Raw genomic sequence first — 25,473 nt, 5'->3', positions numbered from 1 at the left:
TTTCCCGATGAACGAGCTGTCCCTTTTGCGGCAGGACGCATTCGCGCCTGCGCATACGGCCGATATTGCCGACGCCCTGGTCGAGGCCTCCGGCCTTAGGGTCGACGTGGACCGCAGGCGCGGACGCGGCGCTGGCCTTAACCCCAGCGGCCGTTTCGAGGAAGAGCGGCGCGAGGCCTTTGACGACGGCTGGCAGAGCCTGGAAGAGCTGGAGCCGTTCAAGACCGAGGTGCAGATCGAGAAGCCGCGCACCGTCATTACCCGCAACGATTCCCCTGACATCCCCTTCGACCGCTCGATCAATCCCTATCGTGGCTGCGAGCATGGCTGCATCTATTGCTTCGCCCGCCCCACCCACAGCTATATGGGCCTTTCCGCCGGCCTTGATTTCGAGGCAAAACTGTTTGCCAAGCCAGACGCGCCACGGCTTCTGGAGCGGGAGCTGAGCAAGCGGGATTACAAGGTGCGTACTATCGCCATCGGCACCAATACGGACCCCTACCAGCCGATCGAAAAGGAATGGCGCGTGATGCGGCAGATCCTCGAAGTTCTGGCCAAGGCCAATCATCCTGTGATGATCGTGACCAAATCTGCCCTGGTGACCCGCGACATCGACATCCTGAGCGAAATGGCGGCCAAGGGTCTGGCCAAGGTCGGCCTGTCGGTGACGACGCTGGACCGCAAGCTTGCCCGCACCATGGAGCCGCGTGCCGCAACGCCCACCAAACGGCTGGAAGCGATCCGCCAGCTGACGGAAGCCGGCATCCCGACCAGCATGCTGGTTTCGCCGCTGATCCCGGCACTGAACGATCACGAGTTGGAGCGTATTCTGGAGGCCGGTCAGGCGGCTGGCGCCTCTGCTGCCAGCTATATTCTTCTGCGTCTGCCGCTGGAGGTCAGCCCCCTCTTCCGCGACTGGCTGCTGCGCCATTATCCGGATCGCTACCGGCATGTGATGTCGCTGATCCGCTCCATGCGTGGCGGCAAGGATTACGACGCAGAATTCGGCAAGCGCATGAAAGGCGCCGGCCCCTATGCCTGGCAGATCTCACGCCGCTTCGAAATCGCCACCAAGCGGCTCGGCCTTGCCCGCCGCGGCATGGCACTGCGCGAAGATCTGTTCATTCCGCCAGTCAGTGGCGGGGTGCAGCTCTCCTTGCTCTGACGCCCGGAGATCATTGGATTTTGCAAGACGCGACATGACCCTCGCGTTTTGATGATGTCGAATTCGGCGCGATCCACCGCCTCGCGCCGATACACCCCGGCTTCCGCCCGCGCCCCTTGGGTGGACCAGCGTTGCCGCCTCACCGCTTGCCGGGGCTTGCAGGAGATCGGGTGCGCGTGCGAGTTTCGCCGCATGTTACATAGCACGCCACCCGATTCTCCTGACCTTTTCGATGAGGCCCCTCTTGTCCCCGATTTCAGCCTGGAGCTGATTGCCCGGAGGGCTGGTCATTGGCCCGTTGCCGGAACCGATGAGGCAGGTCGCGGGCCGCTGGCCGGACCTGTCGTAGCAGCCGCCGTGATCCTCGATCCGGACAATATCCCCGATGGCCTGAACGATTCCAAGCAACTGACGCTGAAGCAACGGGAACGTCTGTTCGAGGAGATCCTTGCCACGGCTCATGTTTCGATCGCGAGTTCCGGCCCCGCCCATATCGATCAGCGCAACATCCTACGCGCGAGCCTCGACGCCATGCGCCGCGCCGTGGCAGGGCTCTGCGTCAGACCACAGATTGTATTGGCGGATGGTCGCGATGTGCCGCCGGGACTGGAGTGTCATGGCAAAGCTGTCATCAAGGGCGATTCGCGCTCGGTCTCCATCGCCGCCGCATCGATCATAGCCAAAGTGACGCGCGACCGGATGATGGAGCGCGCCCATGCCCTCTATCCCGCTTACGGCTTTGCCAATCATGCGGGCTACGGCACGGCGCAACATCGCAAGGCTATCGATGCAGAAGGCGCCTGCCCCCTTCACCGCATGAGCTTCCGGCCGCTGCGGAAGGATTGAAACATCAAACAACAAAAAAGGCCGGACTGTTCATCCGGCCTTTCTCAAATGGAGTGTAGGCGAAGCGCTTAGTTGAGGCGCGACTTCACGCTACCGATCGAATCGTTGAACAGAGCCTGCTGGGTCGAGGCATCCGCCTTCGCGGCGATCACCTTTTCAGCGGCGGCAACGGCCAGATCAACGGCTGCGGCACGAACGGCGCCGATAGCATCGGCTTCAGCCTGACGAATCTTCTGCTCCGAAAGAGCGTTGCGGCGAGCAACGAATTCTTCCGTCTTCTGGCGCGCGTCTTCGGTGATGGCCGCGGCTTCGCGCTCAGCGGACGCAATCAGCTGTGCAGCTTCTGCTTCGGCTTCCTTGCGCTTGCGCTGGTATTCGGCCAGCAGCTGCTGGGCTTCTTCACGCAGGCGCTTGGCTTCGTCCAGCTCATTGCGAATATTTACGGCGCGGGCGTCGAGCGACTTCGCCAGCATGCCCGGAACCTTCAGATAAGCGACCAGCGCCAGGAAGAGAACGAGGCCGACAAGTGCAAAGAAAGTTGCATCAAATGCCATGGCGATCAGCCCTCCACTTTGGCGGCAGAGACCGCTGCACGGATATCGTCAGCCGTTGCCTTGGCGCCGATCAGACGATCAACGATAGCAGAGGCGGTTTCTTCGGCAATGGTGCCGACTTCGGCAAAGGCCTTTGCCTTGATATCGGCAATGCGCGCTTCAGCAGCAGACAGCTTTTCCGACAGTTCGGATTCGATCGCCGCACGGTCTGCTGCAGCCTTGGCCTTGGCGGATTCGCGGGCGGCTTCGGCAATGCTGCCGGCCTTTGAACGGGCTTCCGCCAGTTCCTTTTCATAGGTCGCGACGGCCGCATCGGCTTCCGCCTTCAGGCGGGATGCTTCGTCGAGATCCTGAGCAATGCGATCGTGGCGATGTTCGAGGATGCCCCCGACGCGCGGCACGATGACATTCTTCATAATGAGGTAGAAGAAGCCGAAGGTGATGACCAGCCAGAGCAGCTGGGATGCATAGGTGGATTGGTCGAATGGCGGAAATACACCGCCGCCGTGTTCAGCGCCATGCGCTACGCCCGTTTCCGTATGCACTTCGCCAGCCGGCGCTGCACCATGGGCCGGCGCCTTTTCTTGCGCGTATGCCGGTGTCACGAACATCATCACCTCCAGGGGTATTCAATACGACAGATCACGGCGCTCCTTCAGGAGCAGCCGTGATCTCATGTTCTGGTCTGAATTAGACTGCGAACAGGAGGAGCAGAGCTACGAGCAGCGAGAAGATGCCCAGAGCTTCGGTAACGGCGAAGCCGAATACCAGACGGCCGAACTGGCTGTCAGCGGCAGACGGGTTGCGCAGCGCGCCCGACAGGTAGTTGCCGAAGATGTTGCCGAGGCCGAGAGCCGTGCCGGCCATGCCAAAGCAAGCCAGACCTGCGCCGATGTACTTTGCTGCGATGGGATCCATGTTTCACTCCTATAAAGAGATTGTGTTGCGGTGGATGACTGACGCTTCAAGACGCCAATGTCGTTCCTCAGTGCCCGCCAGGATGAACTGCGTCGTTGAGGTACATGCATGTCAGTACCGCAAAAACGTAGGCCTGAAGGAAGGCGACGAGGAATTCGAGACCGGTCAGAGCGACCGTCATGATCAGGGGCAAGATCGCGCCACCGATACCGAGTGCGCCAAGGGCTCCGAGCGAGGCAACAAAGCCTGCGAACACCTTGAGCGTGATGTGACCCGCCAGCATGTTGGCGAAAAGACGAACCGACAGCGAAATCGGGCGGGACAGGAAAGAGATGATTTCAATGGCAACGACGAGCGGAAGAAGAATACCCGGAACGCCGCTTGGCACGAAGACCTGCAGGAAGTGGAAGCCGTGCTTGTAGAAACCGTAAACGAGAACCGTGCCGATCACCAGAAGCGCCAGCGCGAAGGTGACGATGATCTGACTGGTGATGGTGAAGAAGTACGGGAACATGCCGAGCAGGTTTGCCGTGAGCACGAACATGAAGAGCGTAAACACCAATGGGAAGAACTTCATCCCATGACTGCCCGCCCCTTCCTTCAACATCGAGGCGATGAATTCGTAGGAGAGCTCGGCCACGGACTGCGCACGGGTCGGGATCAGGCTGCGCGCCGACGTCGCGAAATAGAGGAAGCCCGCAGCACAGGCGACCGTTGCAACCATGAACAGGGAAGCATTGGTGAACGAAAGGTCGACGCCGCCGACATGGATCGGGACGATCTTGAAGATCTGAAACTGATGCGTCGGATCGTTAGACACCGCTCTACCTTCTTTCTTCCTTACACCCGCCGCAATTGGCGAATTATTCTCCACTCTCGGCGAAGGCTTCAGCCCTTGCCACCCTGGTCATCTCCATCGAAGGACCGAGGCTTTGCCACCATGCCCACGGCACGCAGCACATTCAGAATTCCCGCACAAAATCCGAGAAGAAGGAAAGCGATCATCCCCCACGGCGTCGTGCCAACAAAACGGTCGAGCAAAAAGCCCAGCATGAAGCCGACAGCGATAGCAGCAATAAACTCCGAGGAGATCTTCAATCCAAGGGCCATGCCTTTGCGGCTTTCCTCGGACTGCATTTCCTTCGCAGCGTCGACTGCTTCCCCCTTGCGCCGCTCTGCCAGTTCGGCAGACAGGCGCTTTCGGCGCTCTTCCAGACCTTCGTCCCGGTCGTCCGTCATTGGCGTCGTCTCCCTCAACTCTCACTCCGACATGACCAGTCTGGAGATGCCAAAGCCCAGGAATTCGCGCCTTCCGGCCCGTTTTGAAGTCGGGCGCACCATAGTTTTGCGCGCTCATATAGTCAAGGCATCGTGATCGCTTCATTCAGAACAAATTAACCGGGCAAATTCAATCGGTTAAACCGTTCATACACAGGATGTGCGACAGTTGCGCAGGGAATCGGTTGTGGTTAGCTCCAGCCGCCGCCATGCGTGCGGTAAAAGACATGCAGGCCGATGCGGCCAACCTTCACCATGCCACGGGCCCATTTCGGCTTCACATAGATGGCGTGATAATGGGTCGCGGAGCCCACTTCCGGCAGCCAGATCTGGCCGGCCGTGACCGCCATTGCTACTTCTCGCGCCATGGCCCAATGTTCTTTCGAGCGGATACGATCCTTGATGTCATCGCAGGCGAAGGAGAACTGGCAGTGGTTGCGCCAGTCTTCGTTCTGGTAGACGACGCCGCAAATAGTTTTCGGATAGGCGGGGTTGCGCACGCGGTTCAGGATGACCTGCGCGACCGCCGCCTGCCCCTTCACTGATTCTCCGCGCGCCTCGAAATAGATGCCTGAAGCAAGGCACTGCTGCTCCTGAGGGGAAAACACATCCGGCGGAAGCACGGTCGCCGCCCAGGCATGATCCTTCGGCCCGATTGACGGCACGAAACGCCCCTCCTCGGGCTCACTCGGTTTCTTCAGGATGGCGTCAAAGGGCGATTGACGAGAAAAGTCCGGCTTGGAAGGCGCAAAGGCCGTGGCAAGAAGACTGTCCGCATGCGGATTGTTGATGAGACGTGCCACCATGGGCGACAGCGGCTCCTCCACCTTCTTCTCTTCCGTCTTGCGATAGTAGAAGGCGGTCAGCGTCACGTCCTTCGCCTTCGGGTCTGGTTTTGCAAAGGCCATGCGTTCGTGGCTAGGCTCCACAGGTGCCAGCAGTGAACTCGTGCGCTTGAGAATGGAACCGGCGGTGAAGGCTTTTGGCGGCTGCATGGGCTCCACCGCCATCACCCTGCCCTTTTTGGCGGCGCGGTTGACGCGCTCCTCGTCCGGAACCTGATCCAGTGTTTTGCCGGGATGCGTGAAGGCAATCTTGCGGCCGTCGGCCAACTGGATGCCAGCATCCGCCCCCAGACGCGGTTCCGCTTCAGGAAAGGCAAGCTCTGCAGCGTGCAGGGAACCTGCGGGGGAATCGGTCAGTACCATCCGCCACTGGCTGGCGCCGCGGTCGCGGCCGGACAACAGGTCCGCCAGATCGCCTTGTGCTGCAATTGAAGGAAAGATCAGCCATGCCGCCACGCCGAACACGACGGGCGAAGCCCAACGGTCCATCCAGTGAATGGACCGGCGACGCGGGATACTGTCCTTACGCAAAACCGCTACTCCAACAGGTCAAGTGGTATGCGCAGACTATCTAATATTAACCTAAATGGAGGGTTAACGGCCGAGAAAACAAAGGAAAGGCGCGTGCTGGCCGCACGCGCCTGTTAATGGATTCGATTTTTCTGATGAAACAGAAAATCAGATGATCACGTGCGAGCCGAGCTCCACCACACGGTTGGCCGGCAGGTGGAAGTAATCGGAGGGGTCGGTGGCGGCATTGGCAAGCGCGATGAACAGCCTGTCCTGCCACATCGGCATGCCGGAACGCGCATCCGGGACCAACTTGCGGCGGCCGAGATAAAACGAGGTCGACATGATATCGAATTTGAAGCCAGATTTGCGCAGGTAAGCCAGTGCCTGCGAGACATTCTGCGACTGCATGAAGCCAAAGCGCAGCTCGATGATCGTAAAACGCTCCGTCAGCTTTTCCACATGGAAACAGTGTTCATGCGAAACACGCGGCTTGTTGACGGTTCGTATCGTCAGGATCACGTTCTTTTCATGCAGCACGTGATTGTGCTTGATGTTGTGCATCAGAGCGGCGGGTGCCGATTCTGGATCGCTGGTCAGGAAGATCGCCGTGCCCGGTACGCAAACCGGCGCATGCGCGCTTTTCTTTTCAATAGCGCCTGCAAAGCTTGTGAGCGGAATATCCGTCTTGCGGGTTTTTTCCGCCAGGATCGCCGTTCCACGCTTCCAGGTCCACATGATCAGCGTGAAGGCAGCGGCCATCAGAACCGGTACGTAGCCGCCATCATGGATCTTCAACAGGTTTGCCCCGAGGAAGACCATTTCCAGCGCCAGCAGCGGCGAAAGCGAGAGGACGGCAATCCATTGCGGCCAGTGCCAGCGGGCACGCACGAATTCGAAGGCCATCAGCGTCGTCACCACCATGGCGCCGGTAACGGAGATACCATAGGCGGTGGCCAGCGCATCGGAGCTTTCGAAGCCGAGCACCAGCGCGATGACGCCGATCAGGAGCAGATTGTTGACGTAAGGCAGGAAGATCTGCCCCGTATTGGTTTCCGAGGTGAATAGGATCTGCATGCGCGGCAGATAGCCGAGATGAATGGCCTGACGCACCAGTGAGAAGGCACCGGTGATGACTGCCTGGCTGGCAATGATGGTGGCGAAGGTGGCGAGAATGACCACCGGCAGCAGCGCCCAGCTGGGGAACATCAGGTAGAAGGGATCAGACATCGCCTCCGGCTGCTTCAGCACCAGCGCACCCTGGCCTAGATAGTTCAGCGTCAGCGCCGGGAAGACGAGCGCAAACCATGCCCACTGGATGGGGCGGCGGCCGAAATGACCGAGATCCGCATAAAGGGCCTCGGCACCTGTGACCGTCAGGAAGACGGCGCCAAGCACGACCACACCCACATAGCCTTCGTGAATCATGAAGGAGACCGCATGCACCGGATTGATTGCATGCAGGATCGAAAGGTCATCGGAGATGTGACCGATGCCGGCAATGCCGATCACAACGAACCAGACGGCGGTAATGGGCCCGAAGAAGCGGGCTACAGCTCCCGTTCCGTGTGACTGGATGGCAAAGAGTCCGACCAGGATGACGATGGAAATGGGCAGCACGGCATTGCTAAGCGAGGGCGTGACGAGCTTCAGCCCTTCCACGGCCGACATGACAGACAGTGCCGGGGTAATCATGGCATCGCCGAGAAAGAGTGCCGCACCGATCAGGCCCAGCATCATCAGCAGCGCCTTGTTGGCCTTTGCCGTCTTGGTCAGCATGGCCAGCAGCGAGAGCGTGCCGCCTTCGCCGTCGTTATCGGCGCGCAGCAGAAACAGGACGTATTTGATGGTGACGATGATCGTCAGCGTCCAGATCATCAGCGAAATGATGCCGATCACAGCCTCGGGCGTGACGCCGCCATGGGCAGCGACGGGCTTCAGCGCTTCGCGAAAGGCATAGAGCGGGCTGGTTCCGATATCGCCATAGACCACCCCGATGGAGCCGAGGGTGAGGCCGAGGATGCGCTTCAAGCTCGTTTGATCAACACTGTGTTCTTCGTCAGCGTGTGACATGAGTTGTCTGGCTCTTAGAGCCAGCCCTTCCAACGGAAAAAGAAGAAGGGAACAATGGCGGAAACGACCATGGCAAGAAGGGCCATGGGATAGCCAAAGCTCCACTCCAGTTCAGGCATTGCGCGGAAGTTCATTCCGTAAATCGAAGCAACCAGGGTCGGCGGAAGAAATACCACGGAGGCTATCGAAAAGATCTTAATGATCGCGTTCTGTTCGACGTTGATCAGCCCCAGCGAAGCGTCGAGCAGGAAGGAAATATTGCCTGCCACGAAGCCTGCGTGTTCCGACAGGGTCGCCACATCGCGCGCAACGGTCTTGCAAAGTTTTTCTGCATCTTCGTCCGTATGCAGCATGGGCGTGTTCTGAAGGAAAGTCAGAACACGCGACAGAGAGCCGAGACTGTCGCGCACCTTGCCGATCAGCCGGTGGTTCTCAGCAATATCGGCCAGCTTGCCTTCCAAAAACTTCGGCGGACGACGGCGGTCACGATCCCGGAAGATATCCGATGAAAGACGGTCGATCCGCGCAATCGTCATTTCCAGGATTTCTGCCGTGCGGTCTGCAATCGTCTCCAGGAGATGCGAAAGCAGGGTCTTACCGTTGCGGACATCAGTCGGCACGCGGCCCAATGCCGCGATGAACAGGCTGAACGAGCGCGGGTCCGCATAGCGTACTGTCACCAGCCGGTTACCGGTCAGGATGAAGGCAACATCTGTGAGTTCCGGTTGTTTGGAATCGGCCTTCCAGACCAACGATGCCGTCATATAGACAGAATCCTGCTCGATATAGAGACGGCTGGAGGGTTCGATATCCTTCAGATCGTCGCGCGTCGGGATCGAGATCTGGAGCAATTGCTCCATGTAGCTGTCTTCGACGCGGGTCGGATCGATGAGATCGAGCCAGACGATGTCATCGGGTAAGCGCGTGAGCTTCTCCGATGGGTGGAGCACGGTCACGCTGCCGTTGGAGCGATAGGCATTGATCAAGCGGTTGTCTCCGCGTCATGGAACAGTCCCCTGATCCGACGCAATGAACGGTAAGCTTAGTTGTTCCCTCGTCCCAAGCGAGAGGCGCGTATAAGACTACTGCCTCCCGAATGCAAGTAAAACGAATCAGCCGCCGTCTTTACTCGAAGACGATGGCTGGTGCCGCACGCGTGGCACGCCCCTTCAATTCCTGCCAGACACGCGTCGCAATGTCCTTGTAGACGGCAGCCGCCGCACCATCCGGATTGGAGACCACCACAGGCGTCCCGGCATCGGAGGTCTCGCGGATATCCATGGTCAGGGGCACTTCGCCGAGGAAGGGAACGCCGATGCGTTCCGCTTCCGCCTTTGCGCCGCCATGGCCGAAGATATCGTAACGCTTGCCCGTATCCGGCGCGATGAAATAGCTCATGTTCTCGATGATGCCGAGCAGCGGCACTTCCACCTTGCGGAACATGGAAATGCCCTTGCGGGCATCGATCAGCGCCAGATCCTGTGGCGTCGAGACGATGACGGCACCGGCCAGCGGTACTTGCTGCGCCATGGTCAGCTGCGCATCGCCCGTTCCAGGCGGCATGTCCACCACCAGAACGTCGAGCTCACCCCAGGCGACTTCGCGTAGCATCTGCAGGATGGCGGATTGGACCATGGGCCCGCGCCAGATCATCGCCGCCTCTTCCTCCACGAGAAAGCCCATGGACATGGCCTTGAGGCCGTAATTCTCCATGGGCTTGATCAGCCGGCCATCGATCTGCTGCGGACGGCCGGAGATTTTCAGAAGCCGTGGCACGGAGGGACCATAGATGTCGGAGTCCAGCAGGCCGACCTTCAGGCCATTCGCCTGCAAGGCCAGGGCCAGGTTCACGGCCGTCGTTGATTTGCCGACGCCGCCCTTGCCGGAAGCAACGGCAATGATGGCACCGACACCCGGCACGCCCGCCTTCTGCTGGCGCGGTTGAGCGGGTGCAGCGCCATTCGAAGCTCCATGGGAATGACCATGTGCATGCGCGGGTGCATGGGCATGCGGCGCGGGCTTCGGCGCAGGTGCAGCACCGGCCTTGCGGTCCGCCGTCAAGGTTACCAGCGCGCCATTGACACCAGGAATGGCTTTGACCGTCCGCTCGGCTGCCTGCCGCAGAGGCTCGAGCTCCCTTGCCTTGTCCGCAGGCACGGTGATCGAGAAATAGACCTTGGAGTCTGAAATGAAGACATCGGACACCATGCCAAGCGAAACGACATCGCCTTCCAGGTCGGGACCACGCACCTGGCGCAGCGCCTCGATCACCATGTCCTTTGTCACGTCGGGCATCGCCCACTCCTCATTCCTGTCCTGCCTCACAGCCATTTGCTGTCAGCGGACTTATAGGTGGTGAGAGCTGCCTCAAGCAACAAGTATGAAAAATGAAGACCGCCGATAAGGCCAGCAGCAGCTCAAGGCGCGCACAGCTTTATCGGCGGTCTTTTCTTTCGTTGCGCCTCTTGGTGCGCTTTTTAGTCCCCTCTGGACCTGCGTTTCTACATGCATGCCGCGTGCCAGTTTATGCCAATCTGGAATCGCAAGCCGTTGAAGGATGACTTCGCCAAAACATCGGATTTTTTGTCTAATTCTGCGGCAATCTTCCCAGGCGTCGATTATTTGGCAGGCGTTACTGGATAATGCCCAGTCGAAGTGCCTTCGCGACAGCCTGAGTGCGATTGACGGCGACCAGTTTCTTCGTGGCCCGGTTCAGGTAGTGATTGACGGTATGCTCGGAAAGATCGAGGATATTGGCGATCTCTGCGCTTGTTTTGCCGGCGGCCGTCCAGGTGAGGCAATTCACTTCGCGCTCGCTAAGGCTATTGTTGATTTTGGCATCCACGTCGCGGATGGTCGCTAGCCGCTCATACAGATGACCAGCAATATAACCCAGTTCCATCATTTGCGCGACGCTGAACTGGGGACCCTCACCGAACAGCGCGACGGCTGCGCGCCGCCCCGCCAGATCGGCAACAGGAAATATCGCTCCGGTCGTGATGCCGAAACGCTCCAATAAATCCTTTACTCGCTCGTCCTGACGCTCGCTGGCAATATCTGCGGTGACGAACTGGAAGGGCGTCGTCTGGTTACGGAGCCTGCGCAGCACCGGGCTTGTCTGCAGAAATTTGCTCTGGTCATAAAGTGAGATCAGTTCGGACGGCCAATTGGTCACGATGACATTGCCCAAAATTTCCAGCGTGGTCTGTGACGGCACCTCCCCCACCATAAATGTTCGACGTCCATAGGCCTCCGTCAGACGGCGCATGAAACGCAGCACATCAAACTGCGTCATGAGAGATGCGATTTCCTGAATGCGGGCAGGCAGGAGATGACTAGAGGTATAGGCGTCGACCATGTTCATGGGTGTGGTATTTTCCGGCTGCGCCACGAGTGTGAAGATATCAGATCTCTTTGAAAAGGCTGTCTAAATTGCGACTTTGCTAATGAAACTGATCTGTTTTCAGGTTCGCAAACACGTCTTGCCCCAAGCTTTCCAACTGGAAAATTGCAGTCAAATTTATTTGGCGGGGCCTAGTCGCCGAGGAATATCCAATTGAATGGCATGTGCGGCTTCAAGAACCAATGGAGCCCAGGCCTTGAGCTGTTCTGGACTGGCCCGGAAAGCAGGTGCAGTGATCGAAATTCCGGAGGCGAATGCCGCGTCATTGGAGCTAATCGGCGCGGCGACGCAACGAATGCCGATTTCATGCTCCTCCATGTCGAAAGCGAACCCTGCGGATTTGATTTTCTGCAAATCCTCCAGCAAGGCAGCTACGTCCTTGTGGGTGCCGGGCGTGAACGGCTCGAAGCAAAGCGCCGAAAGGATTTCTGCCCGGAGTTCATCACTGACAACGGAAAGCGCTGCCTTGCCGATGCCGGTGCAATAAACGGGAGATGCCTTGCCGATTTGTGAATGGAGGCGCAACGCCTGCCGGCCTTCGACCTTGTCCAGATAGATGATCTCATGGCCGCGCAACACACCGAGGTGAACTGTTTCTCCCGTCTGCTGATGCAGGCGCAGGAGGTGCGGCGCTGCAACCTCTCGAAAACTGCTCTTGGCCCAGGCGCGCGAGGCAAACTCCAGCAACCGCAGACCCGGACCATAGGTGCCATCCGGACTGTCATCCAGAAGCCCCTCCAGTACCAGATGCCGCAATTGCCGGTGCAGGCTGCCGCGCGGGAGGCCGGTCAGCTTGAGTATGTCGGTAAAGCGCAGAGGTTCAGGCGCACGCGTCACAAGATCAAGAAGCGCAATCGCCTTGCCCAGCGTACCAGTATCGGCAAGCTTGTCGATCTCCGGGGCCTTTTCGTCCTCTTTGCTGCTCAAAGCGTGACCTTATGTTTCATGCAAATGCGCTTGACTTCGGGAGCATGTTAGTCACGTTATTCCACATAGTCAAACTCAGTTCCGAATAGTGGAACTAATGGAGGAAAGCGTGACGGCCTTGCCCTTAGGTTTTGCCGATTTGTCTGGCCGTGGCGTGGTGATTACCGGCGGAGGATCAGGGATAGGCGCGGCTTTGACTGAGGGTTTCGTACGAGCTGGTGCCAAGGTCGCCTTCATTGACATCAATGAAGAGGCAAGCCTTTCGCTGGTAGAGCGCCTCTCTGCTGACGCGATCCACCGCCCGCTTTTCCTGCATGCCGATTTGCGTGACATGGATGCGGCAAAGGCAGCGATTGGCGAAGCGGCATCCCATCTCGGCGGCCTCGGGGTCCTCGTCAACAATGCCGCCCTTGATGACCGTCATGAATTTCTTGAAGTGACCGAGGAGATCTGGGATGCAAACCAGACGATCAACCTCAAGCAGATGTTCTTCTGCGCGCAGGCGGCAGCACCTTATCTGATTGCTGACGGGCATGGCGCCATCGTTAATTTCTCTTCGATTTCCTTCATGCTGAATATGGGCGGCATGCCAAGCTATACGACCGCGAAAGCCGGCATTCTGGGTCTCACCAAAAGCCTTGCCGGCCGGCTTGGACCAGACGGCGTGCGGGTGAATGCCATCCTGCCGGGCATGATCGTGACGGAACGGCAGAAGCGACTGTGGCTGACAGATGAAGGCATTGCGGCCATGGTGGACCGGCAATGCCTGAAGCGCAGCCTGACGGCAGAGGATGTCTTGGGGCCCTGCCTGTTTCTCGCATCCCGCGCTTCGGCGGGCATGACGGCCCAATGGATAACTGTAGACGGAGGAGTTCTCTGATGACGCAACCGGCCTATGTGGCGGTGGACTGGGGCACAAGCAGCTTTCGCGTTTGGCTGATGGATGCCGAGGACAAGGTGCTGGCGGAACGGCGCAGCGGCGAAGGCATGACGACGGCCGCAACGGTCGGCTTCAACAAGGTTCTCGGCGCGCATCTGCAGGAGTTGCAGGCACCGGCAGAGCTTCCGGTGATCGTCTGCGGCATGGCGGGTGCCCGCCAGGGCTGGGTGGAAGCAGGATATGTGGACGCCCCGGCGCGCCTTTCCGCCGTCCTTTCCGGTGCCGTCAATGTTCCCTCGGCGGCTTGGACGGTGAAGATCCTGCCCGGCATTGCCCAGCGCGCCCAGGATGCGCCGGATGTGATGCGCGGAGAGGAAACGCAGCTGTTGGGTGCGCTTGGACCCGGCGCTTCCGGCGAGCGCGTCGTTTGCATGCCCGGCACGCATTCCAAGTGGGTGAATGTCAGCGGAGACAAGGTTTCCGGCTTCTCCACCTTCATGACCGGCGAACTGTTCGACGTCATCTCTAAGAACTCCATTCTCAAGCATACGATCGAGGGGGCCGAACGTTTCGACGGCAGCCATCCGGCTTTTCGACAGGCCGTTCTGACAGCGCGGCAGAAGCCGCAGATGCTGACCAATCTGTTTTTCACCGTGCGCTCGGGCCAGCTGTTGCATGGGCTGGATTCGACAAGCGCTGCCGCTCGTCTTTCCGGTACCTTGATCGGTGCGGAGATGGCAGGCGGGTTGGCGAATGCCGGTGCTGACACCCATATCCATCTCGTGGCGTCCGGTAGTCTCCAAGCTCTTTACGAGGCAGCTTTCCAAGCTCTCGGGCTTGCCTTCGAGACCATTGATGCCGACGTGGCCGTTCGTGGCGGTCTGGCGGCCGCCGCACAATCTCTTTTTTTCAGTGATGCAAGGACAAGCGCATGACCCGCGTTCCATTTCCAAAGATGCAACGGCCTTTGGTGGCCATTCTTCGCGGCTTGAAGCCGGAAGAAACGGAAGGCGTCGTCGGCGCTCTCATCGAGACCGGCTTCACGGCGATTGAAATTCCGCTCAATTCGCCGGACCCGTTCCGCTCGATCGAGATTGCGGTGCGCCTCGCTCCGGCCGATTGCCTGATCGGCGCTGGCACCGTGCTGACGGTTGAGCAGGTAAATTCGCTGGAAGCTGCAGGTGGTCGGTTGATGGTCAGCCCGAATGTCGAACCCGCCGTTATTGAAGCCGCCGCCGCCAAGGGAATGGTGACGCTGCCCGGCGTCTTTACCGCCACGGAAGCGCTGGCTGCTGCGCGCGCCGGCGCAACGGGGTTGAAATTCTTCCCCGCGAGCGTACTCGGCCCTTCGGGCATCAACGCCATCCGCGCCGTTCTGCCGCCGGAACTGATCATCGCAGCCGTTGGCGGCGTATCGGATGCCAATTTTGGCGAGTATGTGCGCGGGGGCATCTCCGCTTTCGGCCTCGGCTCCAGCCTCTACAAGCCTGGTATGACGGCGGCTGAAGTCCGCGAACGTGGCGTCAAGACGATCGAAGCCTATGATCTTGCCATTGGAGCCGGCAAATGACCCACCCCCATCCCTTCCAGGGGAAGATCCTCTCCTCCCGCTCCTGTGAGCTGGGGGAAGGCCCCACCTATGATCCGCACACGGATACCGCCTGGTGGTTCAATATTCTGGGCCGCGAACTGCACGAGCTGAATGTTGCAACCGGTGAGCTGAAGGTTCACGACCTGCCCTTCCTCGCCAGCGTTCTGGCGCGCATCGACGCTGACCGCCAGCTTCTCGCAACCGATCAGGGGCTCTTCATTCGCAACACGGCGGATGGCAGCTTCGAACCCTATGTGAAGCTCGAAGCCGACAAGCCTGGCAACCGTTCCAATGACGGACGGGTACATCCGTCCGGCAGCCTCTGGATCGGCACCATGGGCCGCAAGGCGGAAGATGGTGCAGGCTCCATCTATCACGTGACAAAGGGCAAGGTGACGCGCCTGTTCGGCGGCATCAGCATTCCGAATTCCATCTGCTTCTCGCCAGATGGTGGGATCGGCTACTACGTGGATACGCGGGTCAACCGTATCATGCGCGTGTCACTTGATGCGACGACGGGGCTACCGACAGGCGAGGCATCCGTCTTCATCGACAACAGCGGCCAACCGGGTGGATCGGATGGTTCCGTCTGCGATGCGGAAGGCAATGTCTGGAACGCGCGTTGGGGTGCCAGTGCGGTCGATTGCTATTCGCCGGAGGGCAAGCATCTCGCACGCTACAACCTGCCCACAAAGCGCACCTCCTGCCCGGCCTTCTTCGGCAAAAATGCCGACCGGCTGTTCGTGACCACGGCATGGGAAGGTGCGGACGAAGCAGAGCGTGCCGCCGATCCGCAATGCGGCTTTACCTTCGATCTCGGTATTTCCGTGAAAGGCCGCTTCGAACCCGCTTATTTGCTGTAAGGGGGATTTTGAGCGGGTTTCCGAACCTGCAAATGACGAATAGGTTCCGGCATATTTCGCCTATTTTTTTGGCATAAATATCCGGAACCATTCCTCTAGCCAACCATTTCTTCATCGGACCAGCGTGGTGATCACTCTGAAAATCACGCTTCGGACAACCTGAAAGGAAGGAAGGTTCCAGATGAAGAAGACCCTTAGCAGCATGGCAGCGGCCGCAGTTCTGATGGCTTCCGCCGCAGTCGCACCGGCACTGGCACAGACCACTGCACCGGCTAGCCCCGCATCTCCGGCCACCCAGGCTCCGATGAACCACTCGACCGGCGCTTCGGGTGCTGCAAGCACCATGGGTGCGGCTTCCGGTTCGTATCTGACTCAGCAGACTCCCACCCAGATCAGCGCCAATGACTATATCGGTCAAGGCATCTACAACGGTGAGAACAAGAGCATCGGCAACGTCAAGGATCTGATCCTTGAGCAAAATGGCGGCATCGTCGCTGCAGTTGTCGGCGTTGGCGGCTTCCTCGGCCTGGGCGAAAAGGATGTCGCAGTGCCAATGGATAAGATCACGGTGAACCGTGAGGATGGCAACAAGCTTCGCCTGACCACGACCGAGACGGCCGAGGCACTGAAGTCCGCTCCGGAATTCAAGACGCTGGATGACCAGACGGCGCAGTCGAACAACAGCACTGACCGCACGACGACCTCTTCCACGAATGGCACTATGGCACCGGCAGGTGGCAGCGCTACTACCCCGTCGACGACGAACCGCCCGTAAGGGCATTCTCTGGAACGAGGGACGCGTTGTCTCTAAGCCAAAAAAGGGGCGGCACGAAAGTGCCGTCCCTTTATGCCGTATGCGCTTCCGTGGCGCGCTTGCACCCCTGCAGATAAGCGAGTGTTGCCTGCGCATCGATAGGTCTTCCGTAAAGGTAGCCTTGCCCCATGCTGCAGCCGAGTTCTTTCAACTTCGCAGCATCGGCCGACGTCTCGATGCCTTCTGCCACGACCTGAAGATCCAGCCCTTCGCACATGGCCACGATCGCCTTGACGATATGTTCCGATGCACGGTCAGTCGTGATTTGTGACACAAAGGCCCGGTCGATCTTCACCTTGTCAAAGGTGAAGTCGCGCAAGCGCCCAAGGCTGGACTGGCCGGTGCCGAAATCATCCAGTGAAATGCGAATACCAACACGCCGGAGATCGTTGATGATCCGCTGCGCGGTGTCGGCGCTGCTCATAACAGCCGTTTCGGTGATCTCAAGCTCGACGCGTGAGGGATCAAGACCGACGCGGCTGAGCGTCGAGAGGATCGACAGCGCTGTGCCCGGATCCATCAACTGCGCCGATGAAAGATTGAAGGACAGGAACATATCCCGCGGCCAGGCAAGGGCCGCTTCGGCCGCCTTGCGAAGCAGCGCTTCCGAAAGGGCATCGATGAAACCGCGCTCTTCTGCCAGCGGCACGAAGATGGCAGGCGATACGAAACCGAGGTCGGCATCGTTCCAGCGTGCCAAGGCCTCGAAGCCAAGCACCGCACCATCGCGAATGCGCACGATCGGCTGGAAGTGAACATCCACCGCATCGGCAATAATGGCATTGCGCAGCGCCTGTTCGAGCTGCGTCGCACGCTTCATCTCCTGCGCAATCTCGCGGGAATAGACCGTGATCTGGCCGCGGCCACGCCGCTTGGAGCGGTAGAGCGCCGTTTCCGCGCTCTTCAACAGGTCTTCGAATTCCTCGCCCGCGAAGGGGTAAATGGCAAAGCCGAAGGAGGCAGAGAGCCGCACATTGCGATCGCCGAGATCGTAGGGTGCCGACAGCACTTCCTTGATCATCTGGCCCAACCGCTCGGCACTCGTCTTTTCAAAAATCAGCGGTAGCAGGAATGCGAACTCATCGCCATCGTGGCGGGTCACCGTTGCCCCATCGGGAATGCAGGCTTTCAGACGGTGGGCAACCTGACACAGAATTTCGTCGCCGGCTGCGGAGCCGAACAGATCGTTGATCGGCTTGAAGCCGTCGAGGTTGGCGATACCGATGGTGAAGGGTGCGGGATCGTCGGCGCGCTCGGTGGCAACAGCGCGCACCTTGTCACGCAGGCGATAGCGGTTTCCCAGACCCGTCAGCGGATCCCGATACGCCATCGCCTGGAGTTCATTCTGACTGACTTGTGGCAACGGACGATCCGTCGTCGTCATGAGGTGTCCTGCGCATTCTTCGAGTTTTGGTCAGAATGCGACCTAAACATTAAAAAAGTATACAGGGCAGAGACACATGAATTTCGTCAATAACTTAGAGTGAAAGTGCAAGTTCAAGCCGTGCGTTGAAATGCTTGCGGGCGATGAAGATAAAGCCGGAACTTATCTTCCAGCGTATCCGGACTCAAAGGCTTCATCACCACATCGTTCATACCGGCAGCATGGCAAGCGGCGCGATCGCCTTCCACCGCCGGAGACAGCACGCCGATGATTGGTGTCGCTCCCGCCCGCTCCTCCAGACTGCGGATACGCTGTGCCGCTTCAAAACCGTTGAGACGAGGAAGCGTGATATCCATCAGGATGATGGAAGGCTTGTGCTCCTGCCAAAGGCGCACCGCCTCCTCGCCATCGGATGCGATGGCGTAACGATAGCCAAGACCATCGAGGATCTGGGAAAACACGATCTGGTTGACCGGATTATCTTCCGCGACGAGAACATCAAGCGATGTAACCGGGTCGATCTGCCAATCCTCGTCCGCTATGCTCCCTTGGTCGGCAGGATAGCGGAAATGGTGCATGACAGCCGGCGCCAGATCTTCCCGCATCCGCACGCCTTCCAGCACAACGTAGGAAATGCCAAAGCGGTCGGCAATTTCCAGGCATTGCACATCCATCAGGCTATCAATGATCATCAGATCAATGGCGATGGATGCATCCTGCGCCAGCGAGAGGAAGGCCTCGAGTTCCATCACACTGCGAACGGACGAGGCATCCATGTCCATTTTCGTCAGAAGCGTCAGGCTTTCACGCTCGGCATCGTAATCTTCTGTGACGATGAGAACACGCCGACCGGCGATGTGCGACCCGCTGTCCGGCTGAATATCATGGCTCTGGCGAACAGGGCTCGTCTTGGCAGTCCGCTGATCGATCACGACCGGTTGCGCGGTGCGCACAATATCTGCGACGGCGCTGACATCTTCCATGATCGTGACGACAAAATAGCGACCCGGCTTACCGATCCGGTAGCGGCGCGTGAGGAAGGTTTCGCGGCGCCCATCCGGGTAAATTATCAACTCTGCCTGCGTCGCTGGCATGCCGGTTTCGAGAACCTCGCGGTCTGCGATATCACAGGCGGACGGCACAGGTTCCCGCAGGGCCTCGCCGACGCGACGCGCCAGAACATCTTCGCGGTCCAGCCCGTGGAGATCACACATGGCCTTGTTGACGGCAACGCAGGCAAGCTTGCGATCCTTGACGGATACCGGGAACGGCAGGTTGTCGAGGATTTCTTCCGTTACCTGAACGCGTTCGAGGTCAGCGCGCCATTGATCCTCGCGCTTCTTGTGCTCGGACACATCGCGAATGACGCAAATTCCGTATCCGGATGGCATACGGCGACGCGACAGGCTCATCCAACGGTCGACGCCCCGTCGCTCTACAGCTTCGGATCGCTCTTTCCAGAGTGCTGCAATTTCGCCCGCGATCCAGTCTTCGCGGCTGACCGTCGGGCGGGCCTTACGCTCGGTATCCTCTGGAAAATAGCCACCGTGGTCATAGAGAAAGCCGAAGAAGTCACGCAACCGCGTGCCGGCACATGGATTGACCGGAAGGGCGTGCAGGAAATGGCGTAGATGATTGCTGGCGAAGACGATGGTGTCGTTGCGGTCGTAGATGAGCAAGGCACCGGAAATCGCGTCGGAAATGATCTCCAGCAGGCCGGACTGAGACATGCCATCCGAATGCGCGAGATCGCTCATCACAGCCCATTCCGCTGATGCAATCGACCCCACTCTGGCGGAGCCGGCTTTCTTGATCGTGCCGGTGTCATCGTCCGCGTCCTTCCGAAGGCAAGATCCTGACTTGCCCAATTCTGCTCCGGTTCATACGATTTCTGCACACCCGTGCACCGACGGATGTGTAGGTTTGGGGCGATAATTCTCGCTCTGGAGCAATAGCCGCTTTCTGTTAAGTTGGACTTAATAATCCACCCTAGGAATCGCATCAGCACTCAGCTTTTCAAACGGGTGCGAAACGACGTAAGAAGCGACATGTTCGTCAAGCAGCTTCCAGAGACCCTGATCAACCAGATTGCCGCCGGTGAGGTCATCGAGCGGCCGGCCAGTGCTGCCAAGGAGTTGATCGAAAACGCCATCGATGCGGGTGCAACGCGTATTGAGATAGCGACAGCCGGCGGCGGCAAGAGCCTGATCCGAATCAGCGACAATGGCGGCGGCATGACGCCAAACGATCTGGAGCTGGCGGTGAAGCGCCATTGCACTTCCAAGATCTCGGATACGCTGGATGATATCCGCACGCTCGGCTTTCGCGGCGAGGCACTTCCCTCGATCGGCTCGGTTGCCAAGCTTTCCATCACCACGCGGCGCCCCGGCGCGGAAACGGGTGCGGAAATTTCCGTTACGGGCGGCAAGGTGTCGAGCGTGCGTCCGGCGGCGGCCAATACCGGCACGGTGGTCGAGGTGCGCGACATCTTCTTTGCGACACCTGCGCGGCTGAAATTCCTGAAGACGGAGAAGGCGGAGGCGGCAGCCATCACCGAAGTGGTCAAGCGCATGGCAATTGCCTTCCCGCATGTGCGCTTCGTGCTCTCAGGCTCGGATCGCTCAACGCTGGAATTTCCCGCAGCCGTCGATGATCCCCTCACCCGCATGGCACAGGTGCTGGGCGCGGATTTCAAGGACAATGCCATTGAACTGGATGCCGAGCGGGAAGACATTCAACTGACCGGTTATGCGGGCGTGCCGACCTTTCACCGCGGCAATTCCGCCCATCAATATGCCTTCGTCAACGGGCGTCCGGTGCAGGACAAACTGATCCTCTCGGCGTTGCGCGGCGCCTATGCCGAGACGATCCCGTCCGGACGCTATCCGGTGGCGGTGCTGTCGATCCAGCTCGATCCGGCATTAGTGGATGTGAACGTGCATCCGGCCAAGGCGGATGTGCGCTTTCGTGATCCTGGTCTGGTGCGCGGGCTGATTGTCGGCGCGGTGCGCCAGGCGCTTGCCCGCGAAGGTGATCGGGGATCGACGACGAGCGCGGACGGGCTCATGCGCGCCTTTCGCCCCGGCTTTTCGCCGAACCCGACGGCGTCGCCCCTGCGCTCCGCACCGGCTGCGAACTGGACCGCGGAACGTTCTCCATTCCGACCTTTTGCCGCTGCGACCGGTTCCGGCTTTTCCGAAGCCCGCCAATCGGCCTTCGATAGCTTCGCGACCCCAACAGCGCGGGCGGAGCCTCCCCCCGAGGTCTCGCCTCAGCCGGCGCCAGCCGCTCCCGATGCCACCAGCCAGTTTCCGCTGGGTGCCGCGCGCGCTCAGCTTCATGAGAACTACATCGTTGCCCAGACGGAAAACGGGCTGGTCATTGTCGATCAGCACGCCGCCCACGAACGCCTCGTCTTCGAGAAGATGCGCAAGGCACTGGATGCGGAGCGCCTTCCTTCGCAGGTTCTGCTGATCCCCGACATCATCGACCTGCCCGAAGAGGATTGCGATCGGTTGGCCAGCCACGCGTCTCAACTGGAGCGTCTGGGCCTCGTTCTAGAGCGTTTCGGCCCCGGTGCGGTTGCCGTGCGCGAAACGCCGGCCATGCTGGGCGAAGTTGACACCACAGCTCTGATCCGCGATCTGGCCGACGAGATCGGCGAGTGGAACACGGCGGACGGATTGAAGACGCGGCTGGAACATCTGGCCGCCACCATGGCCTGCCATGGCTCCGTGCGTTCCGGACGGAGGCTCAGGCCTGAAGAGATGAATGCATTGCTGCGTGAAATGGAAGCGACACCCGGCTCCGGCCAATGCAATCACGGCAGGCCAACCTATATCGAACTGAAGCTGACTGATATCGAGAGGCTGTTCGGGCGCAGTTGATGGCTGGCTTTTCCGTGTGCCGCGCTCTAAAGCATAATCATGACATTCGACAGGAGACGCAGGATGATGAACCGTTTCGAGGGAGGTGGAAACCGTGAGGCCAAGATCCGCTATCTCGACGGGGACTATCAGATCCTGCAGGCAGGATCCTACGTCACCTGCGCCATGACGGGCACGCCCATTCCGGTGGACGAGCTGAAATACTGGAGCGTTGCTCGCCAGGAACCCTATGCGGATGCGGCTTCCTCACTGGAAGCGGACAAGCACGCCGGCATTCTGCCCAACCAGAAGCGCGACTAAGGCTCAGGATTTCTTCAGCAGCCTCGTCTTGCAGGCCTTGATCGCCGCTTCCAGAATGGCTGCCGGTGCCTGCGGATCATCGAACAGCATGTCGACATCGACAATCCGCGTGCGGGATAAAAGCGCTTCCGCGGCACCGTGATGGCCGCGCAACCGCGCTGCATCCTTGGCCGTGGTGACGAGTTGCAGCCCCTGCTGCTCCGCATCCGCGATCAGGGCGGCAATCTCATCCTCGGCGAAGTAATGATGATCGGGAAAGCCCCGCTCTGCCACGATCTCTGCGCCGAGCGATCGAAGGGTGCGATAGAACTTGCCGGGATCGGCGATGCCCGCAAAGGCCAGTACCCGGGCACCTTGCAGGGTCGCGTCGTGCCGCGGCAGAAGCCTTGCCACCAGAACCTGCCTTCCCGCCCGCGCCGCCTGCCGAACCAAAGGGTCCGCCGCATCGCCCTCGCCCACTTTCAGCAGCGCGGACATCTGCCGCATCTGCACAGCAAGAGGCGCACGTACGGGACCAGCCGGTACCACATGACCGTTACCGATGCCGCGATGACTATCCACGACGACAAGCGCGTAATCGATAGCCAGCCGCGCACTCTGGAAACCATCATCCATGATGATGATGTCCGCCCCCTCCTCCACCAACCGCCTGGCACCTTCAAGCCTGCGGCGGGAGATAACGGTTAGCGCCTCGGTGGCGAGCAGCAGCGGCTCGTCGCCCACCGCATCGGCACGGTGATGCGCGGGATCGACGACCGTCGTGACATCGAGGCTGCCGCCATAGCCGCGACTGAGAAAACCGGGGCGCAAGCCCATAGCCTTGGCCGCCCTGGCCATGGCCAGCGCCGTCGGCGTCTTACCGGCACCACCCACCGTGAAGTTACCGATGCAAAGGACCGGCACCGGCACGGAAGGACGCACGGCCCGCGTCATGCGTCGCCCAGCGATGCGGCCATAGAGAAAGGAAAATGGGGAAAGCGCCCAGGCGCGCCAGTCGGCTTTGGTCCACCAGAAGGGAGGCGCGTCGGAAACCATGAACCCTCCCGGTTTTGCCCTGTCGAAGCCTTGAAATGGAAATGCCAGTTAAGCAGACTTTCTTTGGCACGCCAACGCTTCGTCTGCTTAACCTGTTGTTTTGAAGCAGGTTCTTATCGGAAAACCGTGAACACTTTTCCACAACCTGCTTAAGCGGTTTGATGGACCGGCAGCAAGGTCTCAAGCGCGGTGATATCATCCAGCACCACATCGGCGGCAGCCTGCAGCGTCTCCAGCGAACCCGTGCCCGTCAGGACCGCGACATTGAGACCGACACCGGCGCTGGCGCCCATGTGAAGATCGTGGTTGTTGTCGCCCACCATGGCCACCTGATCCGGCTCAAGACCCACCGCCGCGCAGAAGCCGTGGACCATGCCCGGCGACGGCTTGCAGCCATGACCGCTGTCATAACCGGCAATGAAATCCAGATGGGCGATGAAGCCGAATCGAGCCGCGGTTTCACGAATGGACTGTTCGTTATCGCTGGAGGCGACGCCGAGACGGAAACCCCGCTCCTTCAGCCGCGCAAAGAAGCCAGCGAGATCCGTCACCGGCACGGAATATTCCGTGGCGCGCACAAAGAGCGCATCGAATTCCACCGTCAGCGCATCGGCAGAGAGTGGAGAACCGGCCGCGACCATGCCTGCCGCAATCTGTGCGGCCGTGCCCGCGGCAAACAGGCTGTCGGCCCGGGTCAGGCCCGATACGGGGTCCATGCCGCAGGCGAGAAGCAGCTTCGCCTCCAGCTCCGGTCCGCCGCCGGCTGCGGCAATGCGCGCGCACTCGCGGTTGACCGGCCCCCAGCTCTCATCATAGCGCAAGAGGGTTCCGTCCTTGTCGAACAGGAGCCCAGCGATCCGGGTGAGATCAATCTGCCGCATGGTCATCCTGCATTGGCGGGACGCAAACGCGCCGAAACAGTGAGCGGATTGATATAGGGTTCCAACGCCTTAAGTGTGATGGACAAGGCGCCGCGCAGATCCTGGATGGCCTCTTCGCCGCTGTCGATCATCTTGCGGCGGGCAACCTCGTTGGTCATCAGGTAATGCACGGCCTTGGCCAGCATTTCCGTATCGCGGATCATCCGCGCGCCACCCTTGCGCACGAGATGCAGATAGGTATCGCGGAAATTCTGCACATTGGGTCCGCTCAGCACAGCGCAGCCCAGCATGGTGGATTCGAGCGGGTTCTGCCCGCCTTCGGCTGTCAGTGAACGCCCGACGAAGGAAATATCCGTCAGCCTCAGGTAAAGGCCCATTTCTCCGATCGTATCGCCGAGGAAGATATCCGTTTCCGCGGTGATCGCATCCCCACGGGAGCGACGGGCGACAACCAAGCCCTTTTCCTTCAGCATGGTCTCGATCTGATCGCCACGCTCGGGGTGGCGGGGAACGATGATCGTCAGCTGTTCGTCGCGCGGCTTCAGTGCACGATGCACGAAAGCAGCCGCTTCCTCTTCACCCTCGAAGGTGCAGATCGCCGCCCAGGTGCGCCGAGAACCGATCTGCGCCAGATAGCGATCGACCTCCTGCTGGTCGCAAGGCGGCGGGTCTGTATCGCCCTTCAGATTGCCTGAGGTAACCACCGGCCAGGCACCGAGATCGCGGAAACGCTCCGCATCCACATCATCGCGAGCAACGACCAGCGCCAGCTTGCCGAACAGCAGTTCGGCGATCGAGGGATGGCTGCTCCAGCGCGCAAAGGAGCGGTCCGAGATGCGGGCATTGACCCGGATCTGCGGGATCTGCCGGCGTGCGAGTTCCGCAACCGTCGTTGGCCAGATTTCGGATTCGGCGGTAATTGCCGCATCCGGCCGCCAGTAAGCGATGAAGCGCTTGATCGGGAATTTCACATCCAGCGGGACATATTGGTGGATGACTTCATCCCCGAGCCGTTGACGAACGAGACTCGCAGACGTCACCGTGCCTGTGGTGAGCAGGATATGGATTTCCCGTCGCAACAACTCGCGGATCATCGGGATGACCGCCAGCGTTTCGCCGACGCTTGCCGCATGCACCCAGATCAGCGGGCCGCGCGGGCGCGGGGCGCTTGGATAACCGAAGCGCTCCATGCGCCGCTGGCGCTCTTCCTTGCCCTTGAAGGCGCGATAGGTGAGATAGGGGCTGGCCAAAGGATAGGCGCAGATGCCGGCGACGCGGTATCCGAGCAAGGCCATGCGCGCCAAGCCGTTACTCACTGC

At 59.9% G+C, this 25,473-nt stretch carries 25 protein-coding genes; 9 read left to right on the top strand and 16 right to left on the bottom strand.

Translation table 11 applies throughout. The features are described from left to right. The first annotated feature begins 7 nt into the window (after positions 1-7). Positions 8-1,165 (top strand): PA0069 family radical SAM protein, encoded by a 1,158-nt coding sequence (locus tag Q2T52_RS03770; RefSeq protein WP_302075328.1) that lies wholly within the window; start codon positions 8-10, stop codon positions 1,163-1,165. A gap of 192 nt (positions 1,166-1,357) precedes the next feature. Continuing rightward, on the top strand, positions 1,358-2,011 hold the full coding sequence (gene rnhB / locus Q2T52_RS03765) for a ribonuclease HII (protein WP_302075327.1): 654 nt from the start codon (positions 1,358-1,360) through the stop codon (positions 2,009-2,011). Between the two features lie 68 nt (positions 2,012-2,079). On the opposite strand, the gene Q2T52_RS03760 is transcribed toward rnhB, so the two are convergent. From Q2T52_RS03760 to Q2T52_RS03710, 11 genes are all read right to left on the bottom strand, one after another. Beyond that, positions 2,080-2,565 (bottom strand): F0F1 ATP synthase subunit B, encoded by a 486-nt coding sequence (locus Q2T52_RS03760; RefSeq protein WP_302075326.1) that lies wholly within the window; start codon positions 2,563-2,565, stop codon positions 2,080-2,082. A gap of 5 nt (positions 2,566-2,570) precedes the next feature. After that, entirely contained in the window at positions 2,571-3,176 is a 606-nt protein-coding gene (locus tag Q2T52_RS03755) for a F0F1 ATP synthase subunit B (protein WP_302075325.1), read from the bottom strand. Positions 3,177-3,255: 79 nt separating this feature from the next. Further along, entirely contained in the window at positions 3,256-3,483 is a 228-nt protein-coding gene (locus Q2T52_RS03750) for a F0F1 ATP synthase subunit C (protein WP_302075324.1), read from the bottom strand. Positions 3,484-3,550: 67 nt separating this feature from the next. Beyond that, complete coding sequence (locus tag Q2T52_RS03745) at positions 3,551-4,303, bottom strand: F0F1 ATP synthase subunit A (protein WP_302075323.1); 753 nt, start codon at positions 4,301-4,303, stop codon at positions 3,551-3,553. 68 nt (positions 4,304-4,371) lie between these two features. Beyond that, entirely contained in the window at positions 4,372-4,722 is a 351-nt protein-coding gene (locus tag Q2T52_RS03740) for an AtpZ/AtpI family protein (protein ID WP_302075322.1), read from the bottom strand. 230 nt (positions 4,723-4,952) lie between these two features. Beyond that, entirely contained in the window at positions 4,953-6,095 is a 1,143-nt protein-coding gene (locus tag Q2T52_RS03735) for a cell wall hydrolase (RefSeq protein ID WP_302076024.1), read from the bottom strand. A 189-nt stretch (positions 6,096-6,284) separates the two neighbouring features. After that, positions 6,285-8,189 carry a potassium transporter Kup gene (locus Q2T52_RS03730; protein WP_302075321.1) on the bottom strand — a complete coding sequence of 635 codons (1,905 nt, stop codon included), beginning with the start codon at positions 8,187-8,189 and terminating at the stop codon, positions 6,285-6,287. Between the two features lie 14 nt (positions 8,190-8,203). Beyond that, positions 8,204-9,175 (bottom strand): magnesium transporter CorA family protein, encoded by a 972-nt coding sequence (locus tag Q2T52_RS03725; protein ID WP_436799482.1) that lies wholly within the window; start codon positions 9,173-9,175, stop codon positions 8,204-8,206. A 139-nt stretch (positions 9,176-9,314) separates the two neighbouring features. Continuing rightward, on the bottom strand, positions 9,315-10,484 hold the full coding sequence (gene apbC, locus Q2T52_RS03720) for an iron-sulfur cluster carrier protein ApbC (protein ID WP_302075320.1): 1,170 nt from the start codon (positions 10,482-10,484) through the stop codon (positions 9,315-9,317). Positions 10,485-10,821: 337 nt separating this feature from the next. Continuing rightward, positions 10,822-11,547 carry a LuxR family transcriptional regulator gene (locus Q2T52_RS03715; RefSeq protein WP_302076022.1) on the bottom strand — a complete coding sequence of 242 codons (726 nt, stop codon included), beginning with the start codon at positions 11,545-11,547 and terminating at the stop codon, positions 10,822-10,824. 162 nt (positions 11,548-11,709) lie between these two features. Beyond that, positions 11,710-12,519, bottom strand: coding sequence for an IclR family transcriptional regulator (locus Q2T52_RS03710; protein WP_302075319.1), 810 nt, complete (start codon positions 12,517-12,519; stop codon positions 11,710-11,712). Positions 12,520-12,616: 97 nt separating this feature from the next. Here Q2T52_RS03710 and Q2T52_RS03705 point away from each other — a divergent pair, with 97 nt between their 5' ends. The 5 genes from Q2T52_RS03705 to Q2T52_RS03685 all read left to right on the top strand — a co-directional run bounded on the left by Q2T52_RS03705 (position 12,617) and on the right by Q2T52_RS03685 (position 16,628). Then, entirely contained in the window at positions 12,617-13,399 is a 783-nt protein-coding gene (locus Q2T52_RS03705; RefSeq protein ID WP_302075318.1) for an SDR family NAD(P)-dependent oxidoreductase, read from the top strand. Next, positions 13,399-14,334 (top strand): 2-dehydro-3-deoxygalactonokinase, encoded by a 936-nt coding sequence (locus Q2T52_RS03700; protein ID WP_302075317.1) that lies wholly within the window; start codon positions 13,399-13,401, stop codon positions 14,332-14,334. Before Q2T52_RS03705 ends, Q2T52_RS03700 begins: the two co-directional genes overlap by 1 nt. Next, positions 14,331-14,969, top strand: coding sequence for a 2-dehydro-3-deoxy-6-phosphogalactonate aldolase (locus Q2T52_RS03695; protein ID WP_302075316.1), 639 nt, complete (start codon positions 14,331-14,333; stop codon positions 14,967-14,969). Before Q2T52_RS03700 ends, Q2T52_RS03695 begins: the two co-directional genes overlap by 4 nt. Further along, positions 14,966-15,853, top strand: coding sequence for an SMP-30/gluconolactonase/LRE family protein (locus Q2T52_RS03690; protein WP_302075315.1), 888 nt, complete (start codon positions 14,966-14,968; stop codon positions 15,851-15,853). Before Q2T52_RS03695 ends, Q2T52_RS03690 begins: the two co-directional genes overlap by 4 nt. A 181-nt stretch (positions 15,854-16,034) precedes the next feature. Continuing rightward, positions 16,035-16,628, top strand: coding sequence for a PRC-barrel domain-containing protein (locus Q2T52_RS03685; protein WP_302075314.1), 594 nt, complete (start codon positions 16,035-16,037; stop codon positions 16,626-16,628). A 70-nt stretch (positions 16,629-16,698) separates the two neighbouring features. Here the strand turns inward: Q2T52_RS03685 and Q2T52_RS03680 are convergent, their stop codons facing one another. Next, entirely contained in the window at positions 16,699-18,051 is a 1,353-nt protein-coding gene (locus Q2T52_RS03680; RefSeq protein ID WP_302075313.1) for a putative bifunctional diguanylate cyclase/phosphodiesterase, read from the bottom strand. A gap of 113 nt (positions 18,052-18,164) precedes the next feature. Next, entirely contained in the window at positions 18,165-19,808 is a 1,644-nt protein-coding gene (locus Q2T52_RS03675) for a response regulator (protein WP_302075312.1), read from the bottom strand. Between the two features lie 291 nt (positions 19,809-20,099). Here Q2T52_RS03675 and mutL point away from each other — a divergent pair, with 291 nt between their 5' ends. Then, positions 20,100-21,938, top strand: coding sequence for a DNA mismatch repair endonuclease MutL (mutL, locus tag Q2T52_RS03670; RefSeq protein ID WP_302075311.1), 1,839 nt, complete (start codon positions 20,100-20,102; stop codon positions 21,936-21,938). Between the two features lie 66 nt (positions 21,939-22,004). After that, positions 22,005-22,238 carry a DUF2093 domain-containing protein gene (locus Q2T52_RS03665; protein WP_302076021.1) on the top strand — a complete coding sequence of 78 codons (234 nt, stop codon included), beginning with the start codon at positions 22,005-22,007 and terminating at the stop codon, positions 22,236-22,238. 3 nt (positions 22,239-22,241) lie between these two features. Here the strand turns inward: Q2T52_RS03665 and lpxK are convergent, their stop codons facing one another. From lpxK to waaA, 3 genes are all read right to left on the bottom strand, one after another. Next, a complete protein-coding gene (lpxK, locus tag Q2T52_RS03660; protein WP_302075310.1) occupies positions 22,242-23,273 on the bottom strand; it encodes a tetraacyldisaccharide 4'-kinase in 1,032 nt (343 codons plus the stop codon). 149 nt (positions 23,274-23,422) lie between these two features. Next, positions 23,423-24,154: an HAD family hydrolase gene (locus Q2T52_RS03655; protein WP_302075309.1), complete on the bottom strand. Its 732-nt coding sequence runs from the start codon at positions 24,152-24,154 to the stop codon at positions 23,423-23,425. A 2-nt stretch (positions 24,155-24,156) separates the two neighbouring features. Further along, positions 24,157-25,470, bottom strand: coding sequence for a lipid IV(A) 3-deoxy-D-manno-octulosonic acid transferase (gene waaA / locus Q2T52_RS03650; protein ID WP_302075308.1), 1,314 nt, complete (start codon positions 25,468-25,470; stop codon positions 24,157-24,159). Positions 25,471-25,473 lie beyond the last annotated feature (3 nt).

Origin of the sequence: Rhizobium oryzicola, from assembly GCF_030504645.1 — a bacterium.
Lineage (GTDB): Bacteria > Pseudomonadota > Alphaproteobacteria > Rhizobiales > Rhizobiaceae > Neorhizobium > Neorhizobium oryzicola.
The sequence above is the reverse complement of the archived record's forward strand: the minus strand, read 5'-3'. Positions and strand labels throughout refer to the sequence as shown.

Excerpts from the sequence above, each read along its gene's own strand:
- apbC (WP_302075320.1), bottom strand. The coding sequence starts at position 10,484 with ATGCCCGACGTGACAAAGGACATGGTGATCGAGGCGCTGCGCCAGGTG.
- rnhB (WP_302075327.1), top strand. The coding sequence starts at position 1,358 with ATGTTACATAGCACGCCACCCGATTCTCCTGACCTTTTCGATGAGGCC.
- Q2T52_RS03655 (WP_302075309.1), bottom strand. The coding sequence starts at position 24,154 with ATGCGGCAGATTGATCTCACCCGGATCGCTGGGCTCCTGTTCGACAAG.
- lpxK (WP_302075310.1), bottom strand. The coding sequence starts at position 23,273 with ATGGTTTCCGACGCGCCTCCCTTCTGGTGGACCAAAGCCGACTGGCGC.
- Q2T52_RS03755 (WP_302075325.1), bottom strand. The coding sequence starts at position 3,176 with ATGTTCGTGACACCGGCATACGCGCAAGAAAAGGCGCCGGCCCATGGT.
- Q2T52_RS03685 (WP_302075314.1), top strand. The coding sequence starts at position 16,035 with ATGAAGAAGACCCTTAGCAGCATGGCAGCGGCCGCAGTTCTGATGGCT.
- Q2T52_RS03690 (WP_302075315.1), top strand. The coding sequence starts at position 14,966 with ATGACCCACCCCCATCCCTTCCAGGGGAAGATCCTCTCCTCCCGCTCC.
- Q2T52_RS03695 (WP_302075316.1), top strand. The coding sequence starts at position 14,331 with ATGACCCGCGTTCCATTTCCAAAGATGCAACGGCCTTTGGTGGCCATT.
- mutL (WP_302075311.1), top strand. The coding sequence starts at position 20,100 with ATGTTCGTCAAGCAGCTTCCAGAGACCCTGATCAACCAGATTGCCGCC.
- Q2T52_RS03735 (WP_302076024.1), bottom strand. The coding sequence starts at position 6,095 with ATGGACCGTTGGGCTTCGCCCGTCGTGTTCGGCGTGGCGGCATGGCTG.
- Q2T52_RS03740 (WP_302075322.1), bottom strand. The coding sequence starts at position 4,722 with ATGACGGACGACCGGGACGAAGGTCTGGAAGAGCGCCGAAAGCGCCTG.
- Q2T52_RS03750 (WP_302075324.1), bottom strand. The coding sequence starts at position 3,483 with ATGGATCCCATCGCAGCAAAGTACATCGGCGCAGGTCTGGCTTGCTTT.
- Q2T52_RS03770 (WP_302075328.1), top strand. The coding sequence starts at position 8 with ATGAACGAGCTGTCCCTTTTGCGGCAGGACGCATTCGCGCCTGCGCAT.
- Q2T52_RS03680 (WP_302075313.1), bottom strand. The coding sequence starts at position 18,051 with ATGACGACGACGGATCGTCCGTTGCCACAAGTCAGTCAGAATGAACTC.
- Q2T52_RS03705 (WP_302075318.1), top strand. The coding sequence starts at position 12,617 with ATGGAGGAAAGCGTGACGGCCTTGCCCTTAGGTTTTGCCGATTTGTCT.
- Q2T52_RS03665 (WP_302076021.1), top strand. The coding sequence starts at position 22,005 with ATGAACCGTTTCGAGGGAGGTGGAAACCGTGAGGCCAAGATCCGCTAT.
- Q2T52_RS03760 (WP_302075326.1), bottom strand. The coding sequence starts at position 2,565 with ATGGCATTTGATGCAACTTTCTTTGCACTTGTCGGCCTCGTTCTCTTC.
- Q2T52_RS03675 (WP_302075312.1), bottom strand. The coding sequence starts at position 19,808 with ATGAGCGATCTCGCGCATTCGGATGGCATGTCTCAGTCCGGCCTGCTG.
- Q2T52_RS03700 (WP_302075317.1), top strand. The coding sequence starts at position 13,399 with ATGACGCAACCGGCCTATGTGGCGGTGGACTGGGGCACAAGCAGCTTT.
- Q2T52_RS03730 (WP_302075321.1), bottom strand. The coding sequence starts at position 8,189 with ATGTCACACGCTGACGAAGAACACAGTGTTGATCAAACGAGCTTGAAG.
- Q2T52_RS03715 (WP_302076022.1), bottom strand. The coding sequence starts at position 11,547 with ATGGTCGACGCCTATACCTCTAGTCATCTCCTGCCTGCCCGCATTCAG.